This window comes from Paraburkholderia sp. RL17-381-BIF-C (genome assembly GCF_046026435.1).
Classification (GTDB): Bacteria; Pseudomonadota; Gammaproteobacteria; order Burkholderiales; family Burkholderiaceae; genus Paraburkholderia.
In genome coordinates, this window is the sequence record NZ_JARESX010000035.1 from 46,575 (window position 1) to 61,586 (window position 15,012).

Genomic DNA, 15,012 nt, shown 5'->3' on the forward strand with positions numbered 1-15,012 from the left:
TCCTCCATGACTTCACTCGATACCTCTGTCACGCTGTCCGATCAGTACGCGCGCTTCGGTCTGGGTCTGCAATTGCGCGACGTGCCGCGTGCGGTGCAGACGCGCGCCAAGCATCTGATTCTCGACGCCGTTGGCATTGCATTCGCGTCACGTGGTTATCCGTATGCGGATGTTGCGCTCGCCGCCTTCTCCGAACTCGGCAACGGCGCTTCGCCAGTGATCGGCTACGGCCGGCGTCTTGGCCTGCGCGACGCCGCGACGATGAACGGCGTGCTGATTCACGGTCTCGACTTCGACGACACGCATTCGCGCGGCGTCATTCACTCGACCACCAGCGCGTTGCCCTGCGTGCTCGCACTCGCCGATCGCGACGGCGTAAGCGGCGCCGATCTGTTGACCGCGTATATCGTCGCAATGGAAGTGTCGACGCGCGTGGCGTCGGCGGCCAAGGGCGGATTCCACGACGCCGGTTTTCATCCGACGGGCCTGGTGGGCGCGTTCGGCTGCGCGGTTGCCGCAGCGCGTCTGCTGCAACTGGACGAGGCTCGCGTGGCGCATGCGCAAGGCATCGTGCTTTCAATGGCGGCCGGCAGCCTCGAATTTCTCGAAGACGGCGCGTGGACCAAGCGCGCTCATCCGGGTTTCGCGGCTGCCTCGGCGATCACCGCCGCGACGCTCGCCAAACACGGCTTCACGGGTCCACGTTTGGCCTACGAAGGACGCTTCGGGCTCTACGCGAGCCACCTCGGCAAACCACTCGACTCGGCCGACCGCGAACTCGCCACCGAAGGCCTGGGCAGTTCATGGCAGATCGACGAAGTGGCGATCAAACCGCTGCCCGCGTGTCACTTCACGCATGCAGTCGCCGACGCGGCGATCGCTTTGCATCGCGAGCATCGCTTCTCGGCAGACAAGCTCGACTCGATCAAACGCGTGGTCGCGAAAGTGCCGCGCGGCACGGTGGAAATCGTCTGCGAACCGGTCGAGGCGAAGCGCAAACCGGTCACCGCCTACGACGCGCAATTCAGCGTGCCGTACATCGTCGCCACGGCGTTGCTCAAAGGCCGCTTTACGCTCGACGAACTCGAACCGGCCGCGCTCGCCGATCCAGCGGTTTTGGCGCTCGCCGAAAAAGTCGATTACGAAATCGATCCCGACACGACCTTCCCGCGCCACTACACGGGCGAAGTCGTGGTGGAGCGCAGCGACGGTTCGCGTGTCGCGCATCGCGAGGCGATCAATCGCGGTTGCGCGGACCGCCCCGTCAGCAACGACGACATCGTCGCCAAGTTCCACGCGAACGCGCAGCGCAGCATTTCCCGCAGTGAGGCCGAACAGGTCGCCCACGCCGTCTTGCAACTCGACGAACAGCGGGCCCGCGCGCTCGCCGACACGCTTGCTGGACACACCGCATCTTAAGGACGTCATCATGACCGCAACTGAACTCGACACGATGGAAAACGATCAACTGATTCTCGACATGCTGGACCGCTTTCTCGACACCGAGGTGCGGCCCTACGTTCACAAGTTCGATCACGACGATATCTATCCGGCGGAGATCGTCGAGAAGATGAAAGAGATGGGCCTGTTCGGCTGCATCATCGATCCTGAGTATGGCGGGCTGGGCCTGTCGACGCGGACCTACGCGCAGATCATCGCGCGCATCTCGCGGGTCTGGATGTCGGTGAGCGGCATCATCAATTCGCATCTGATTCTCGCGATGCTGGTGCAACGCAACGGCACGCCCGAGCAGAAGAGCAAGTATCTGCCGAAGTTCGCCACCGGCGAGTGGCGCGGCGGCATCGGCCTGACCGAGCCCGATTGCGGCACGGATCTGCAGGCGATACGCACGACCGCCAAACGCGTCGGCGACGAATACATCGTGAACGGCAACAAGACGTGGATCACCAACAGCAAGCACGGCAATACGCTGGCGCTGCTGGTAAAGACGGATACGACGGCAGAGCCGCGGCATCGTGGGATGAGTTTGTTGCTGGTGCAGAAAGGTCCAGGATTCGAAGTCAGCCGCCAACTCGAAAAGCTCGGCTACAAAGGTATCGATACCTGCGAGCTGTCGTTCAACGACTATCACGTTTCCGTGGATGCGTTGATCGGCGGCGTGGAAGGCAAGGGCTTGCAGCAGATACTCGGCGGCCTGGAACTCGGCCGGATCAATGTCGCGGCGCGCGGCGTCGGTGTCGCGCAAGCCGCGCTCGATGAATCCGTCAGCTACTCGCAGCAGCGCAAGACCTTCGGCAAGCCGATCTGCGAGCACCAGGCGATCCAGTTGAAACTCGGCGAGATGGCGACGCGCGTCGAAGCGGGGCGTTTGCTGGTCGATGCCGCCGCGCAGAAGTACGACCGCGGCGAGCGCTGCGATATGGAAGCGGGCATGGCGAAATACTTCGCCACTGAGGCCGCGCTGGAAAACAGCATCGAGGCCATGCGCATTCACGGCGCGTACGGCTATTCGAAGGAGTACAACGTCGAGCGACTGTACCGCGATGCGCCGCTCCTCACCATCGGCGAAGGCACCAACGAGATGCAACGCATCATCATCGCCAAGCAGCTGATCGAAAGGAGTCCGGTATGAGTTTGCCTCTTTCAGGCGTGCGCGTGCTCGCCATTGAACAATACGGCGCTGGGCCGTTCGCGACGCAGCATCTCGCGGACCTCGGCGCGGAGATCATCAAGATCGAGCATCCGACCAATGGCGGCGATGTCGGCCGCGCGGTGGGCCCGTATTTTTTCGGCGACGGCGATAGTCACTTTTTCGAAGCGTTCAATCGCAACAAATGCAGCCTGACGCTCGACCTGAAAAAGCCCGAAGCGCGCGCGGTGCTGCTGGACCTCGTCGCGAAGAGCGACGCGGTGTTCAATAATCTGCGCGGCGATCTGCCGGCGAAGCTCGGGCTCACCTATGAGCAACTTCGCGAGGCGAATCCGAAGATCGTGTGCGGGCATCTGTCCGCGTACGGTCGCACCGGCAGCCGCGCGGCATGGCCGGGCTACGACTATCTGATGCAGGCCGAGGCCGGCTATCTGTCGGTTACGGGCGAGCCCGATAGTCCGCCGGCGCGCTTCGGCTTGTCGATCATCGATCTGATGACGGGCACGACCGCGGCGATGGCGCTGCTCGCCGGTCTGGTCGATGCGAAGACATCGGGCAAGGGCCGCGACATCGACGTGAGTCTCTTCGACGTCGCGCTGCACAACCTCGCGTATGTCGCGACGTGGTATCTGAACGGCGGCGTGGTGACAGGGCGCGAGAACCGCTCGTCGCATCCGTCGCTCACGCCGAGCCAGTTGTACAAGACCCAGGACGGCTGGATTTTCCTGATGTGCAACAAGGAAAAGTTCTGGGGCGTGCTCGCCGAAGTGCTCGACAAACCGTCGTGGGTGACCGATCCGCGCTTTTGCAACTTTCAGGCACGCCTCGCGAATCGCGAGCTGGTGCAGACCGAACTCGACACGGTGTTATCGGGCGCGACCACGGCAACATGGCTTGAACGCTTCGGCGGCCGTGTGCCGGCGGCGCCGGTGTTCGACGTCAAGGAGGCGTTGGAGAATCCCTTCGTTGCCGAGCGCGAATGCGTGGTGAACGCCGAGCACCCGCGCTTCGGCACGGTACGCGGTGTGGCCGCGCCCGTGCGGATCGACGAGCCGCTGCCGACGCGCGCGGCGCCTGACCTCGGGCAGGACACCCAACGGTTGCTCGACGAGCTCGGCTATGGTCCGGAAAGGATAGCTTTGCTGAGAGAGGCGGGTGTGGTGCAATAAGGCCGGGCGGGCAACCGTCCGCTCTTCCACTTTTTTGCACATCGAGATGGCCACGACAGTCCTCGGGCAACAGCCGCGCTACATGCAACTGGCACAGACGCTCCTGAACGAGATTCAGGGCGGACAGTTTCCCATCGGCACGTTGCTGCCGACCGAGTTCGAGCTCTGCGAGCAGTTCGGCGCGAGCCGCTTCACGGTGCGCCAGGCGATCAAGCAACTGGAGCAGCGCGGTCTGGTGGACCGGCGGCCCGGCATCGGCACCCGCGTGAAAGCCATACAAAGCGAGACCGCGTACCGGCAGGTGATGGAGCGCCTGAGCGACCTGCACCGCTACACGTCGGACACGGAGCTGGAGATCGAGTCGACGCAAACCGTCGAGATCGACGACGCCGAACTGCTCGAGCGGCTCAGCGCGAAGCCAGGTGAGACCTGGTTGCTGGCCGAGGGCATTCGCCGTTCACCGGACAGTGTCGAGCCGATCTGTCACACGCAGGTGTATATCCATCCGGCGTTCCGCTCGTTGACAGGCCTGAGCGGCCGCACGCATGTGCCGATCTACACGCTGATCGAAAAGCAGTTCGGCGAGCAGATCGCCGAAGTGCAGCAGGAAATCCGCGCGGTCGCGCTGCCGGCGGCGTTGGCGCAACGTTTGAACGCGAAGCCGCGTTCGCCCGCGCTGTGGTTGTGCCGCCGTTATCTGAACCGGCGTGCGCAGGTGGTCGAGCTGACCATCAGCGTGCATCCGGCGGACCGCTACAGTTATTCCGAAACATTTCAACGCGACTGGCACGCCAACTAGCAGCATCGCGGCGTGTGGTTCAGGAGAGCAGGATGGACGCACGCAGCTATCTGTTCGTACCGGGCGACCGGCCCGAGCGCTTCAGCAAGGCGCTCGACACGGGCGCCGACGCGGTGGTGATCGATCTCGAAGACGCGGTTGCGCCGGCGGCGAAGCTCGCCGCGCGCGATGGCCTGCAACGCTGGCTGTCGACTGCGGATCCCGCGCGGCTCATCGTCCGCGTCAACGCGGTGGGCACACCGTGGCATGTCGCCGATGTGGAGATGGTGCGGGCCTCGGGCATTGCCACGTTGATGCTGCCTAAGTCGGACAGCGCGCAGCAACTCGCCGACGTCGCCGGGCGGCTGCCAGCGGCGATGCGCATCGTGGCGCTCATCGAAACGGTCGCGGGTGTGGTGGCGATGCGGGAAATCGCCGCCGTGCCGTCGGTCACGCGGCTTGCGTTCGGCACCGTCGATTTTTGCGGCGATGCCGGCATTGAAGGACTCGGCGTCGAACTGAATTACGTACGCTCGCAGATGGTGATCGAATCGCGCTATGCGGGCCTCGCCGCGCCGGTCGATGGCGTGACGCTGGAGCTGGACGATCTCGCCCGCCTGACGGAGCACGTGGCCGCCGCGCGGCGCTTCGGCTTCGGCGGCAAGCTGTGCATACACCCGCGGCAGGTGGATCCGGTCAACAGCGGTTTCGCGCCCAGCGAGGACGAGCGGCGTTGGGCGGCGCGTGTTCTCGCGGCGTGTCGCGAGCATCCGGAAGGCGCGTTCGCGGTGGACGGCAAACTGGTCGACCGGCCGGTCATCGAGCGGGCGAAGAGGATTGCTGAATTCGACACGCTCACGCGGTGATGGTGCGCCGGTTCGGCCCGGCGGCAAGGCAAGCCATGCTTACCGGCGCAAATGGTCCAACGCGTCCCTCATGGGCACACTGGAGATGACAATCGGCCCCGTAAACGGCGTATCCAGGTCGACGATCACATAGATCGCGGAAGCAATCGACACCGCGCCGAGCAAAATCGTGACCAGCGCCAGCGCGTTGCGCGGCGCGATCAGGCCGAAACTCAGAAAGATCACGGCCAGCCAGAAGGTCAGTGTCTTGAGGAACGGCTGGGAAATCGAGCTGTGCGCTTCCTCGATGATCTTCCACCGCGCGTCCACCACGCGCCGGTATTGCACCAATCCGTCGTCGAGCGCGCGTTGCTGTAATGGATCGTGGGTCCGCAGTTGCCGTAACTCCCTGCCCACGGCGGTCAGCATATCGCCGAGCCGCACGTTCTCCAGTTTCTGCGAGTTGTCCTGCGATCCGATGTCTTTGGGATATTCGCCGGTGGGCGGGGTTTCGCCGGGCCACGTCGAGGCAATCGCCGCCGCCGTGTACTGGCGCAACAGGTGCCGGGCCGGATCGGTATCCGCGCCGTATTGGCGCAAGGTCGTGTCGAACTCGATCAGATCGGCCGCGTAGGCGCGCAAATCATTGGAAGCCGTGTCGAAGCTGGACTTCGCGGATGCCGTCATCAAGCCGAGTACCAGCGCGGCGAACGTCACCAGCATGCCGATCACCAGCTGGATCAACTGCACGGTTTCATGCGCCTTGTGCTCTTCAGGCAACAGCGGCCGCACCCACACGCCCACGCCGGTCGCGATCAGCAAGAGAGCGAAAATCACCACGGTCGAACCGACTTCGGACATACGCATGCTCCGTAGACGCACCCTTGCCACTTTCCATCAACCGCCGCCCGCCGAAAACCCGGGTAGTCCCGCAACGATCGGCGCGTATCACCGGCCTCATCCGCTTGAATTTTGATGTAACACAACGGCGTGGGCATCGACTATCAAGTTTTTGCTGATCGCGCCGTAGTCCTTACATGTGGCATTCGCTTAAATCAAGACAATAGTTGCGGACCTGGCCGAGTGAGCTTGGGCGCAGCGCGCGTGGCCGAGATTTTTGATGAACATCCGGTCAGGCAGCCCAACGGAGACACGCCCAATGTTGAAAAATCTGTCGATTCGCACCTGTCTGACCATGATGATCGGATTTTTCGGCATCGTGTTGCTGGTCGGCGCCGCCGCCGGCCTGCTGTCGCTGCGCTCGAGCAACGCCTCGCTGCAGCAGATGTACACCGTGGACACGCCGGCAGTCGCCGACCTCGAAGGCAGCGCCGGACAGCTATTGCGCCTGCGTCTCGCGCTGGCGACGTATGCCTCGCTCGTCGATCTCAACGATCAGGATGGCGCGAACGCCGTGCTCAAGCGTTTCGATCAGTACCAGAAAGGATCGAACGACCGTCTTGCCCACTATGTGAGCCGCGCGAGCACGGACGCCGACGAACAGCGCCTCATCAAGGACATGCAGGACAAGCGCGATACCTTCCTGCACGAAGGCGTCGATCCGGCGCTCGCCGCGCTCAAGTCCGGCGACAAGACCACCTTCCAGCAATTGCAGGCGCACAAGCTGCCGTCGCTCTACAGCGCCTATGAAAAGGCGATGCTCACGCTCGAACAGTTGCAGATCGATCACGGCGCGCAACGCTATCAGGATGCGCAGGATCTGTTCTACGCGATCTGTATTGCGGTGGCGATCGGCATGGTCGTGTCGCTGCTCGGTTCGTTGATCGGCCGCGCGGTGCTGGTGCGCGCGATTGTCAGTCCGGTCGACGCCACCATTGCGCAGTTTCAGCGCATTGCCAATGGCGACCTCACTGGTCAGATCGTCGTGGCCAGCAATAACGAAATGGGCCGTCTCGCGGCCGCGTTGCGCAAGATGCAGGAATCGCTGATCGCGACAGTGAATTCGGTGCGGCAAGGCACGGAATCCATCGACACCGGCGTGAGCGAGATTGCCGCGGGCAACACCGATCTGTCGCAACGTACCGAAGAGCAGGCCGCCTCGCTCGAAGAAACGGCGGCGAGCATCGAACAGCTCACCTCGACGGTCAAGCAGACTGCCGACAACGCGAAGCAGGCCAGCTCGCTCGCGCAGGGCGCATCCAGTCTGGCCGCGCAAGGCGGCGATCTGACGGAGCAGGTGGTGGGCACGATGCATGGCATCGTCGACGATTCGCGGCGCATTGCCGACATTGTCGGCGTGATCGAAGGGATCGCGTTTCAGACCAATATTCTCGCGCTGAATGCGGCAGTCGAAGCCGCGCGCGCCGGTGAGCAGGGACGCGGCTTCGCGGTGGTGGCGAGCGAAGTGCGCTCGCTCGCGCAGCGCAGCGCGGCAGCGGCGAAGGAGATCAAGGGTTTGATCGACGAATCGACGGCGCGTGTGCAGGCCGGTTCGCAACTGGTACAACGCTCTGGCTCGACGATGACCGAGATCGTCGACGCGATCGCGCGCGTGAGTTCGATCATGGGTGAAATCGCGGCGGCCGCGACCGAGCAGAGCACCGGCATCGATCAGGTCAATCTCGCGGTTGCGCAGATGGACGAGGTGACTCAGCAAAATGCGGCGCTGGTCGAAGAGGCCGCGGCGGCGGCGAGTTCGCTGGAAGAGCAGGCGCGGCGACTGACTTCCGCCGTGTCGGTGTTCCAGACCGGCAGCGGCGCAGGTTCGTCGTCCGCGCATGGCGGACGGCGCGGCGGTTCAGTCGCCGCGCCGGGAACCACGCATGCAGGCGAGTTCGCAACGGCTTGAGATCGGCGGTTGTGTTGCGAGACGGCGTGTCGAGTCGTTGGGACGAGTCGCGCGGCACGCGCAAAGCGTCCGCTACTGCATGGCCGCATAGTATTTCGCCACACTGTCGATCTCGGCGGGCGTCATCTGCCGTGCGACGTTGCGCATCTGTTCGTTGATGTCGTTGTGTCTTGCGCCGGAAGCAAAGGCGCGTAACTGCGCCGCCAGATAGATCGACGACTGTCCGCCCAGCCACGGCGCCGCGCCCTTGCGATCGAGCTGCCCGTGGCATGCCGCGCAAGGCGCGATATTGCGCTGCGGATCGCCCTGCATGGCCAGCTTCACGGCATTCGCGTCCGGTTCCACACCGGTGGGCAGTGTCTGCGCTCCCGGCGCTCGTGGCAGCGATGCGTAATAAGCCGCCAGATCGTGCAGATCCTGGTCGCTGCGCGCTGCGATGATCGGTTGCATGATCGCGTTCTGGCGCACGCCGTTCTGGTAGTCGCGCAATTCTTTATAGATCACGTCGGCATATTGCCCGGCCAGCGCGGGCGCCGTCACCTGCACCGTGCCCAGCACGCCGTGACACATCGAGCAATTTTGCGTCGCGATCGTCGCGCCGCGGCCGATCGAATTCGCGTCGGCTCGCGCGCGCCGCAAAGGCGGCAAAACCACCACTTCGCTCGGTGCCGGGCCGGTGAGATTGGCGCCGCCGTACCAGCTCGACGGCGCGCCCGCGGCGCTGCAGATCGTCGCCCATAAGCCGCGGTCGCCGAAGGCGTTGCTCGCCGAAGGCAGCCAGATAAAGCCGATCAGTATCGACACGACGGCAATCGCAAGCGTGCCGCCCACGCTCACCGTGAACCACGGGTTGCGCAAGCTGAAGACGCGTTCCTGGTTCATCGCTGCGCTCCGACGACGACTGCCGGCACGGACGTCTGCGGCAATCTGAGCAACTGCACGATCGGCACACTGTAGTTGACGACCGTGAGGCCGATCATCAACGCCACCCACAAACCGAAGCTGTTGAGCGCGGCCGGCACGCGCTCCACCGGCTGTGCCGCGCTCGCGAAGCGGAAGCTCTGCTGCTGCACCACCGGGCCGAATTGCGACTTGGCAAGGATGTAGATGAACAGCACGCCGGATACCACGAGGATCAATCCGCCCACCGCCGACATGCCGACCCAGAACGCTTGCGACTGCATGCCCGGCGTGTTGTAGTCGTAGTAGGCCATGCGGCGCGGCGCACCGAGCAGGCCGACGTAATGCCACGGCAGCGTCACGACCATCATGCCGATGAACCACAGCCACAGTTGCGTACGCACCAGCTTGACCGACGCGAGGGCCCGGCCGGTCAGTTGCGGCCACAGTTCATAGGCGATCGCGAAGTACATGATGACGATCGCGCCGCCGAAGATCAGATGGAAGTGGCCGGTCACCCACTGCGTGTTGTGCACGGTCGAGTTCAGCTGGTAGCTCATGTTGATCAGCCCGCCCGCGCCGCCGAGTCCGAGCATCACGAACGAGAACGCGATCACGAGCATCATCGGATTTTGCCAGGGCAGTGCGCCTATCCAGCCGAAGGCGCCCTTGCCGCCGCGCAGTCGGCCGGCGATTTCGACGGACGCGCAGATCGTGAACACCGTCAGCAGCGTCGGCACCGACACCATGCCGGTGAAGACCGCATGCAGGAACTTGAAGCCGGAGCCGACCTGAGGATCGGCGAACAGGTGGTGAATGCCGATCGGCATCGCGAAGACGAGGAACAGGATGAACGACACGCGCGCCATCGAATCGCTATAGAGCCGTCCGCCGATCGCGCGCGGCACCAGCGTGTAGTAGGCGATATAAGCGGGGATCAGCCAGAAGTAGACGATCGCGTGCAGCGTCCACGAGAACAGGATGCGCGAGAGGCCGGCGTCGATCGTGTTGGTGAGGCCGAATGCGACCGGCAGGATCTGGAACAGGATTTCCAGCGCCGCGCCGACAGCGGTCCAGGCCCACAGATACGCGCCCGCCACGTTGGCGAACATGGCGAGCGGCACCGGCTTGCCCGGATTGGCGCGCTTCCAGATGCGCAGGTTCACATGCATCAGCGCGACCCAGATCCACGAGCCGACCACCACCAGCACCACGCCGAGGTAATAGAAGGGACTGCCGATCATCGGTGGATAGAAGGTGTAGAGCACCGAGGCCTGGCCGAGCGCCACGGGCACCATTGCCATCACCGCGCCGATTGCCAGCATGATGAAGGCGGCCCACGCCCATTTGAGACCGACGAGGCGCTGCGCGAGCGCGAGTTCGACGATCGCGTAGCCGAAACCCATCGACACCAGCGTGGGCAGCACATAAGCCATCACGGAGCCGTGCGCGGTTACCGAACGATAGTAAAGCTCGGGGTCGCCGACCCACGGCACCAGCGGGCTGCGCACCAGCATCTGCCAGGCGCCGAGCAGCAGCGCGATCAGAAACGCAATGAAGGCGAGCCAGAAATGCGCGAGAACGAGTCGCTTAGCGTGAAACACAGCTCAGCCTCCGTGATTGTCGGGCCTGCTCGAAGAAGATGGCTTTGTCGATGACTTTCACGTGCGCCCACATGGTCTGATGCCCAAAGCCGCAGAACTCGTGGCACGGCATGGTGTGATCGGCAGGCGTGTCGAAGCGCGTGTTCAGTGTGGCGACATAGCCGGGCACGACCATCGTGTTGATGTTGGTGTCGGTGACGAGCAGGCCGTGTACGACATCGGCGCTGGTGGTGCGGATCGTGATCGGCGTGTCGGCTGGCACCAGCAGGCATTGCGGCGTGAACGAGTATTGCTGCGCGATGAAGCGCACGACCACCGAGCCGTCCGGCTCGACCGCACTGCCCAGATTGTCTTCGACGAATTCGCCGGACAGTTGCAGGCGTGATGGATCGATCGTTTCGACGCGCGAGGGCGGCATCATCGCCCAATGCAGTCCCGAATACACGATCACGACCAGCATCAGAACGATCAGCGCGACGGCGAAAATGGCCCAGCGGCGCTCGGCGCGCAAGGCGACCGCGTGGCCGCCCGATTGGTGGTTGGAATCGGTCGACATGATCAGTGAACCACGCCGCGCGGCAGAAACACGAGAAAGTAGAAGCCGAACCAGATCGCCATGACGATCAGCGTGGCGACGCCGGCGAGAGCGATCGCGCCATGCGGGCCGGCCGCGACGACGCGTTCCACTTCTTTGTCCGTCGGCGGGGCCGCGCTACCGGTATCGTTTGCTTCCATCTGAAGGCTCTCCAGTGCGGCGGTTCAGTGCAACGGCGCGTTGCGCAACGCGTTGACGTCGCGGGACGTCACGGGCTGACCGTGATTGCCCCACGCCGTGCGGATATAGGTGACCACGGCGGCGGCGTCGGTGTCGTTCAGTTCCTGACCGAAAGGCGGCATGCCGTACGGTTCAGGATTGCGCATCGTGCCCGGCGGGAAACCGCCATTGAGCACGATGCGAATCGGATTGACCGAAGAGTCCATTTCGATCGACTGGTTGCCGGCGAGCGGCGGATAGTGTTGCAGCTTGCCTTCGCCCTTTTCGCCGTGGCAGATCGCGCATTTGTCGGCGTAGATTTTTTCGCCGAGCGCGAACACGTTGGTGTTGGTCGGCGCCGACGGACCGGTCTTGCGGCCGCTCTTGTCGGGCAAGGATTTCAGATAAACCGCCATCGCCTTGATATCGTCTTCCGTCATGTACTGGAGGCTGTGGTACGTGACTTCGGCCATTGGGCCGTACACCGCGCCGCGATCGGAAATGCCCGCTTGTAGCAGATCGACGATGTCTTTGGTGCTCCAGTCGCCGAGGCCGCCGTCCTTGTCCGAGGTCAGCGAAGGCGCGTACCAGTTCTGTACGGGAATCAGGCCGCCCGCGAACTGTTCGCTCTGCGACGAGCCGCCGAGCATGTTGATCTTGGTGTGGCACATCGTGCAGTGCCCGAGCCCTTCGACCAGATACGCGCCGCGGTTCCATTCGACCGATTTGGTCGGATCGGGCTGGAATTCGCCTTCGCGGAAATACAGCGTGCGCCAGCCGTACAGCAGGTTGCGCTGATTGAACGGGAAGCGCAGCGTGTGTTTGTGATTCGGCTCACGCACCGGCGTGACGGTCCGCAGATAGGCGAAGATCGCGTCCGAGTCCTCGCGCGTGACCTTGGTGTATTGAGCGATCGGCATTGCCGGATAAATCAGCGTGCCGTCCGGCGTGCGGCCGGTGCGCATCATCTTGAAGAACGCGTCCTGGCTCCAGGTGCCGATGCCGTATTGCGCGTCCGGCGTGATGTTCGGCGAATACAGCGTGCCGAACGGCGTTTCCATGGCAAGGCCGCCCGCGAACAGTTTGCCGCGCGGCGCGGTGTGGCAGGCCACGCAGTCGCCCGCGCGCGCCAGATACTCGCCGCGTTTGACGATGTCGGGGCGCGTGTCGGCGGCACCGCCCGGCGCGGACGTTGTCGCGGTGTCGGCGGCGCGTGCTTCGGCGATGAGGGGCGTATGCGATACGTGCAGAAGCGCGGCGCTGCCCGTGAGGATCAGGCCGGCGGCCAAGAGACCTGACGCGAACGGCGCATGCGCGCCTCGGCCCTTCGTCATGGCGAGCACAGTGGTGAACAGCGCGGTGCGCAGCGCGCGGAACGAGCCCGGAGAGCGAAGTGTCGGCTTCATTGCGGTTGGCTCCCGCATGCGAGAGGCAGCCGCTCGCCGGACGCCGGTGCGGGCCGCGGATCGGCCGGACGCGGCTGGCGCGCGAGCCAGCTCGATACCGCGGTAATGTCCTTGTCGTTGAGCTTGACCGCGATCGAATGCATGCAGTCCGGCGCGAGCGCGTGCCGCGTGCCCGAGCGCCAGGTACCCATCTGTCCGGCGATATAACTCGCGTGCAAACCGAGCAGACCAGGAATGCCCGGCTGCGTCCCGGTCATGCGCGCACCGTGGCACGCAATGCACGCCGGTATCTTGCGGGCGGGGTCGCCCTGCGTGACGAGGCGCTGTCCGGCGGCGAGCACTGCCGGCGCGACGGCGCTTTGATCGGCGTTGGGGTACGGCGGTTGCAGATCGGCGAAATACTGGCTGATCTTGCGCAGGTAGTCGTCGGGCAGGAAGGCGAGCAGATAGCCCATTGGGGGATATGTGCGGCCGCCGTCGCGAAACGCGGTCAACTGATTGAACAGATATTCGGCCGGCTTGCCGGCAATGCGCGGAAAGTAATCGTTGTTCAGGCCCTGGCCCTGCACGCCGTGACAGGAGGTGCAGGCGCGCACGCGTTCGTCCATGGCCGAGGGCATGGCGCTGGACGCGTCGGTGGCGGCGAGCGCCACGCCTCTCCACATAACGTAAAGCACTAACAGAACAGACGATCCGATAGTTCTATGATGCACGCCAGGCCTCTATTGGGAACGTTCTTTCTTCTCGATTATTTCTCGCGCATTCGCTCGCGGATTGGCTCCTGAATCCACGGACGGTGTGTGGCAACTCCGTCAGTTGTTTTTGTATAACGAGTGCGAAAACAGCAAATCGAAAACGGACTTATTCTGAATGGCGAGTGTTGATTTGCTACGGCGATGCGATTGCTTTTTAAAACAACGATCTGCCTGAATGCGCCAGTGGGTGGCGGCTTTCGGGCTGCGGGAATTAACGCTTGAAACGTTCAGCAGCGTGTACGAGGTTGCAGGAATTCATTCGGCGCGTCAATAGCAAACAAAAGCTAATTTGACCAAACACCTGTTCATGATAGGCGTCGACCAGGGGGCTTTCAACGTTTCATTGCAAATCGCCGCGTGCTTCGACGTTATCGCGCGAATGTGATTGTTTGATGATGGAACACGTGCTTGAGCGACACGCCTTGGACCTCCTGCAAGCGTGGTCAACTGAAGAGCCGCAGCAAGGCCGTGCGCGCATTGCTCACGCGTTCGCTTTCGCCGATTCGTCCGGGCAACAGATGAAACTCCACGGCAGGCAGCGCGGGCAAGCCGACGCTCGCCGGGCAGGCCACGACGCCGCCGCCGACCGATGATTCGTTCAGGCAGGAAATGCCGAGCCCCGCCTTCAGTGCGAGTTGCAAGCCTGCCACGCCGGAGGCGGAGTGCGACACCACGTAGGGCACTTTGTGTTCGTCGAGCAACTTCACGACGAAACGCTGCAACTGGCAACTCGACGGCAGCAACACGAGCGAATAAGGCGTGGCCGGCCGCGGACCTGAATCCGCCGCGCTCACCCAGAGCAGTTTTTCGCGCCGCACAACCGTGCTCGGCGCAGCGTTGCGCCGGCCGGTGGCGCGCGAGTTATCCGTGACGAGCCGCAGCGAGAGACCAATGTCGAACGACGCATCGTCGCCTGCATAGCTGTCGATCACCGCACTCGGCAACACGGTGACGTGCAGCTTCAGGCGCGGATGCTGTTCCGAAAACGTTTTGAGAATGCGCGCGATGTCGTGCGGACGGTAGTAGTCCGTGATGGCGATGCGCAACTCGCCGTCCAGCGAGCGGCCTTGGAGATCGTCGAACGCGGCTTCGCTCATGGCGATGATGCGCCGCGCGTGGTCGAGCAGGCGGCTGCCGGCCGGCGTGGCGCTGACGCCTTGCTTGCTGCGTATGAAGAGCGGCTGGCCGGCGCGTTCCTCCAGTTTCTTCAACTGCTCGCTGACGGAAGACTGCGACAGGAATACGCGCTCCGCGCCCGCCGAGACACTGCCCGATTCGGCGACGGCGACGAAGGTTCGCAACTGGGTCAGGTCGAATCCACGCTGGCTCATGATTCGGTATATCCGATGGAAGTCATCTAAAATTCCGGCTTTTCCGATAG

General features: G+C 63.6%; 14 protein-coding genes. 6 read left to right on the top strand and 8 right to left on the bottom strand.

Annotated elements, in window-relative coordinates:
* Positions 1-6: 6 nt before the first annotated feature.
* Genes P0D70_RS21585 through P0D70_RS21605 form a run of 5 tightly spaced genes read left to right on the top strand, consistent with a single transcriptional unit; the run spans position 7 to position 5,424 of the window.
* Entirely contained in the window at positions 7-1,419 is a 1,413-nt protein-coding gene (locus P0D70_RS21585) for an MmgE/PrpD family protein (protein ID WP_408185976.1), read from the top strand.
* A 10-nt stretch (positions 1,420-1,429) separates the two neighbouring features.
* Positions 1,430-2,593, top strand: coding sequence for an acyl-CoA dehydrogenase family protein (locus P0D70_RS21590; protein ID WP_408185977.1), 1,164 nt, complete (start codon positions 1,430-1,432; stop codon positions 2,591-2,593).
* Positions 2,590-3,780: a CaiB/BaiF CoA transferase family protein gene (locus P0D70_RS21595; protein ID WP_091796779.1), complete on the top strand. Its 1,191-nt coding sequence runs from the start codon at positions 2,590-2,592 to the stop codon at positions 3,778-3,780. The genes P0D70_RS21590 and P0D70_RS21595 overlap by 4 nt, the downstream gene beginning before the upstream one ends.
* 46 nt (positions 3,781-3,826) lie before the next feature.
* Positions 3,827-4,579, top strand: a complete 753-nt coding sequence (locus P0D70_RS21600) for a GntR family transcriptional regulator (protein WP_091796778.1) — start codon at positions 3,827-3,829, stop codon at positions 4,577-4,579.
* A 32-nt stretch (positions 4,580-4,611) separates the two neighbouring features.
* Positions 4,612-5,424: an HpcH/HpaI aldolase/citrate lyase family protein gene (locus P0D70_RS21605; RefSeq protein WP_408185978.1), complete on the top strand. Its 813-nt coding sequence runs from the start codon at positions 4,612-4,614 to the stop codon at positions 5,422-5,424.
* A 39-nt stretch (positions 5,425-5,463) separates the two neighbouring features.
* Here the strand turns inward: P0D70_RS21605 and P0D70_RS21610 are convergent, their stop codons facing one another.
* Positions 5,464-6,264 (bottom strand): bestrophin-like domain, encoded by an 801-nt coding sequence (locus tag P0D70_RS21610; RefSeq protein WP_408185979.1) that lies wholly within the window; start codon positions 6,262-6,264, stop codon positions 5,464-5,466.
* 298 nt (positions 6,265-6,562) lie between these two features.
* Between P0D70_RS21610 and P0D70_RS21615 the strand changes: the two genes are divergently transcribed.
* Positions 6,563-8,212: a methyl-accepting chemotaxis protein gene (locus P0D70_RS21615; RefSeq protein ID WP_408185980.1), complete on the top strand. Its 1,650-nt coding sequence runs from the start codon at positions 6,563-6,565 to the stop codon at positions 8,210-8,212.
* A gap of 72 nt (positions 8,213-8,284) precedes the next feature.
* On the opposite strand, the gene P0D70_RS21620 is transcribed toward P0D70_RS21615, so the two are convergent.
* From P0D70_RS21620 to P0D70_RS21650, 7 genes are all read right to left on the bottom strand, one after another.
* Entirely contained in the window at positions 8,285-9,094 is an 810-nt protein-coding gene (locus P0D70_RS21620) for a c-type cytochrome (RefSeq protein WP_408185981.1), read from the bottom strand.
* Positions 9,091-10,716, bottom strand: coding sequence for a b(o/a)3-type cytochrome-c oxidase subunit 1 (locus tag P0D70_RS21625; protein WP_408185982.1), 1,626 nt, complete (start codon positions 10,714-10,716; stop codon positions 9,091-9,093). The genes P0D70_RS21620 and P0D70_RS21625 overlap by 4 nt, the downstream gene beginning before the upstream one ends.
* A complete protein-coding gene (locus tag P0D70_RS21630) occupies positions 10,703-11,272 on the bottom strand; it encodes a cupredoxin domain-containing protein (RefSeq protein WP_408185983.1) in 570 nt (189 codons plus the stop codon). The genes P0D70_RS21625 and P0D70_RS21630 overlap by 14 nt, the downstream gene beginning before the upstream one ends.
* A 2-nt stretch (positions 11,273-11,274) precedes the next feature.
* Positions 11,275-11,451: a hypothetical protein gene (locus P0D70_RS21635; RefSeq protein WP_408185984.1), complete on the bottom strand. Its 177-nt coding sequence runs from the start codon at positions 11,449-11,451 to the stop codon at positions 11,275-11,277.
* Between the two features lie 24 nt (positions 11,452-11,475).
* On the bottom strand, positions 11,476-12,876 hold the full coding sequence (locus P0D70_RS21640; protein ID WP_408185985.1) for a c-type cytochrome: 1,401 nt from the start codon (positions 12,874-12,876) through the stop codon (positions 11,476-11,478).
* Positions 12,873-13,589, bottom strand: coding sequence for a c-type cytochrome (locus P0D70_RS21645; protein WP_408185986.1), 717 nt, complete (start codon positions 13,587-13,589; stop codon positions 12,873-12,875). The genes P0D70_RS21640 and P0D70_RS21645 overlap by 4 nt, the downstream gene beginning before the upstream one ends.
* Positions 13,590-14,074: 485 nt before the next feature.
* On the bottom strand, positions 14,075-14,962 hold the full coding sequence (locus tag P0D70_RS21650; protein WP_408185987.1) for a LysR family transcriptional regulator: 888 nt from the start codon (positions 14,960-14,962) through the stop codon (positions 14,075-14,077).
* Positions 14,963-15,012: the final 50 nt, after the last annotated feature.